The following is a 2,562-nucleotide window of genomic DNA, read 5'->3' as shown; positions in this document are numbered from 1 at the left end:
CGTGGAGTTCACTGTCTGCTTGCTGGGTCGTAGACACACCTTCAGCAAGCAGGCGTTCTAACTAAGCGGCTTTGTGAAGTACTGATATTATTCAATTGGTGAAGTTTCCCCCGTACTCGGTCCAAAATACTTCCATCCCGGTTATCTACAGCGTCCTTGAGCACTTCCGGACTAAGGTTGCTTGGGTGAGTTTCAGCTACCTTTTCACAAAATAGATCGGGAGGCAACAGGTCCTCAATAACGATATCGTAATCAGGTGGATCCGCAAATCCATCACTCAAAGTATGTATCTTTTCATCATGGATCCGAAGTTCTTGTAGCTGTTCAACAAGGCCATCATCACCTGCTGTATCGTCATCGAGTAAAATTTGGTAATTAAGACCTTCAACATCCAAAAATTGAGCCATGTAACTCACCCTACTACCACTTCCATCGACAAACCCTATTGAGTCATCATCAATTCCAGACCAGCCTTCCAATGTATTTAGGTATGAATTGAATGTCGGTAGATATTGGCGATCGGTGTAGCCCTCAACAAGGATTGTATCATTGCCACCGAAAGGTAGATGAGCAAGTGAGGCACCTAGACTTTCTCTAATAGGTGCTAGTGAGTCCATATCTCGTTCAGAGTCACGAGCCTCATTGTGCCTCATCACTGTAGAACCGTCAGGGCCTTGGTGTTTGACGATCCGTGTGTGATCAATCTCGTCGTTATCAATCAGAAACGGGGAGTGAGTGGAGTAAATAACTTGCTTACGATCAGTTATCGTTCGAAGTGCCTTCAAAAGTAGGCGCTTGGCCTCCGGGTGAAGGTGTACACCCGGATCATCAAGCACAATCAGTCCAGGCTCATCATTATCACCTAAACCGTGAATTATAGTCAAGAGAAAACCAAGCAGCCAGCGAATGCCTGTACTCTGCTGGCTGGCACGGAATCGCTCCCCAGATTCGTCAGTAACCTCTATCTCAAGTTGAGATGAATTAAAATTTGAGTGAACAGTATAGTTATTTGATTTTGGATCGGCAGCATCAGCAACTGATGTTTGTGTTTGTCCGCGTACGGACTCTAGATTAAGATATCCGTTCAATAGTTCTGTTAGTCGTCTATCAGCTCGATCAAGTCCTTCGCGGCGCTCCTCTGTGGAGAGTTGTCTGATCTTGTCTGGCTCGATATCTGCCGCATCTAATAGGCCCAAATAAGCGTCTGAGTTTGTGATGCGATCAATGCGAATAGGATCTCCGACCGAGTCAATTTGGATATTTTGATAAATATTGGGTAGTCGTTCCAGTGGTGTTTCGATGTCACCCTTTAACTCAGCTAAAACTTGTCTGATTTCCATTACATCAGCAGCGATATCTTCCGCGGATGCCGTTTCTAAATCTCTCTCGGGTCGATACTCATCAGCACCAATCACTGGTTCTTGATCGTATATGTCATCAAGGTCGACATCAGTTAGCTCTTTGTATACAGAATCAATCTCGTTTGACACGTTATCCAAAAAATCTAATTCCTCAAGTTCATTCAACACTTCCAGGCCTATTTTTTCAAGTTCATAGATCCTCTGCTCGTACGCCGCATCAAGTTCTACCTTCTTCCCATTACGGAGGTGTATTTTGTGTGTGCCATTCGCGTAGACAGAGATACAAAGCTTCCTAGATTCGAGATTCCCAGTGAGCTTAAACTCAGCATTGTCAGATTCTAGTTCAATATCATTGGTCGAAATTGGTAAGCTCAAATCTTCTGGTCCGAGTGGAGGATGTACCAGAGGTGCTTCAGACAGACTCAATTCGGTAAATCGCACCCCTAGTATGAGAACACTCGATGGTTCTCGCGACTGAGCAGAAGTAAATTTACAAAGTTGTTCGTCATCGATTGGTACCCGCTGACTGAATCGAGCAAGTGCGCGCAGGAAGTTTGATTTCCCCGCTCCATTAGGCCCTAAAAGTGATGTATATGTCTCCTCGATATCAATCCAGTCCGTGTCAGAGATTGAACCATAATTTGCTACTTGAACCTGATCGATTCGGCCCATATGTGATTATAATAGCAAAAATTTCGGGAGTGATTTAGTTGTACCGGACACAATAAGAAACAGATCGCGATGACTACTGGTTCGCTACAAACAATTAAGATGCCCTATCATCGAAGGATCACAAGAGCGTGGAGTCAATGACTAACTCAGAAAATGGAGTCGAGTATACGACGTCCAGTGATGGCATTGATTACCCAGTATTGAAAATTCCAGAGAACGGCAGCAAGGACCTTACTCTGGAAGTAATCGAATATTCTGGTCCTGCTGAAATTGACACAATTGGTGGGTATGATGTCCACCACTTATATACCCGATGTACGGAAATTGATGATTCAAAACTCCCATTAGAGGCGAATCCACGGGAACCGAGCCGCACTGCCCAGGTTGAGGCCATGCAGGATACCCTCGCTGACAACCCAGAAAATTTTGTTAAAAAGAACAACGCTCTTCTGTAGGAGATTGTTGATACTGCTGAGCTGCTGCTGTCGAGTCGAAGAGGACAAGGACACCGCGTCAGCGGTGTCCGACA

At 44.9% G+C, this 2,562-nt stretch carries 2 protein-coding genes; one reads left to right on the top strand and one right to left on the bottom strand.

What is annotated here, in order from left to right:
• Window positions 1-41: 41 nt before the first annotated feature.
• Window positions 42-2,033, bottom strand: coding sequence for an AAA family ATPase (locus C466_RS15865; RefSeq protein WP_080505926.1), 1,992 nt, complete (start codon window positions 2,031-2,033; stop codon window positions 42-44).
• Window positions 2,034-2,170: 137 nt separating this feature from the next.
• Between C466_RS15865 and C466_RS16760 the strand changes: the two genes are divergently transcribed.
• On the top strand, window positions 2,171-2,488 hold the full coding sequence (locus tag C466_RS16760) for a hypothetical protein (protein ID WP_160163032.1): 318 nt from the start codon (window positions 2,171-2,173) through the stop codon (window positions 2,486-2,488).
• The last annotated feature ends 74 nt before the right edge of the window (window positions 2,489-2,562 follow it).

Origin of the sequence: Halorubrum distributum JCM 10118 (assembly GCF_000337335.1) — an archaeon.
Taxonomy (GTDB): Archaea; Halobacteriota; Halobacteria; order Halobacteriales; family Haloferacaceae; genus Halorubrum; species Halorubrum distributum.
Note: the sequence above shows the minus strand (reverse complement) of the source record. Positions and strands in the feature narration are given on the sequence as shown.